The sequence below is a fragment of the Pseudomonas sp. I2 genome (assembly GCF_040984075.1).
Taxonomy (GTDB): domain Bacteria; phylum Pseudomonadota; class Gammaproteobacteria; order Pseudomonadales; family Pseudomonadaceae; genus Aquipseudomonas; species Aquipseudomonas guariconensis_B.
Genome location: NZ_JBCGFQ010000131.1, coordinates 1 through 676 on the forward strand (window position 1 = coordinate 1; position 676 = coordinate 676).

Sequence of the window (676 nt, forward strand, 5' to 3'; positions counted from 1 at the left end):
AGCCGCGCGCCAGGCCTGCGCCGGCCAGGTACAGCTCGCCCAGCACGCCCACCGGCACCGGTTGCAGCTCGGCGTCGAGGATGTAGCAGGCCAGGTTGGCGATCGGCTCGCCGATCGGCACGCTGTCGCGCCCTTCCTCGCGGCAGGTCCAGTGGGTCACGTCGATGGCCGCCTCGGTCGGGCCGTACAGGTTATACAGGCCGGCCTTCGGCAGCTTGGCGAACACCTGCTGCTGGGCATCGGCCGGCAGCGCTTCGCCACTGCAGACGATGCGCGCAAGGCTGGTGCAGCGTGGCACGCCGCTGTCTTGCAGGAATGCCTGGAGCATCGACGGCACGAAGTGCAGCGTGGTGATCTGCTCGGTAGTGATCAGCTCGACCAGACGGGCCGGGTCGCGATGATCACCCGGCGCGGCAACCACCAGTCGCGCACCGGTCATCAAGGGCCAGAAGAACTCCCACACCGACACGTCGAAGCTGAACGGCGTTTTCTGCAGCACGCTGTCGCGGGCATCCAGTCGATAGGCCTGTTGCATCCAGCACAGTCGGTTGACCAAGGCCGAATGGCGGTTGCCCGCGCCTTTCGGCCGGCCTGTGGAGCCGGAGGTGTAGATCACATAGGCCAGGTTTTCAGGGGCCACCGCCACGTTCGGGTTGCGCGCGTCATCGGCGCCCGG

General features: G+C 67.6%; 1 protein-coding gene. It reads right to left on the bottom strand.

Translation table 11 applies throughout. The features are described from left to right. On the bottom strand, positions 1–676 hold a 676-nt coding region (locus tag WCE05_RS25885), incomplete at both ends, for an AMP-binding protein (protein ID WP_368816821.1).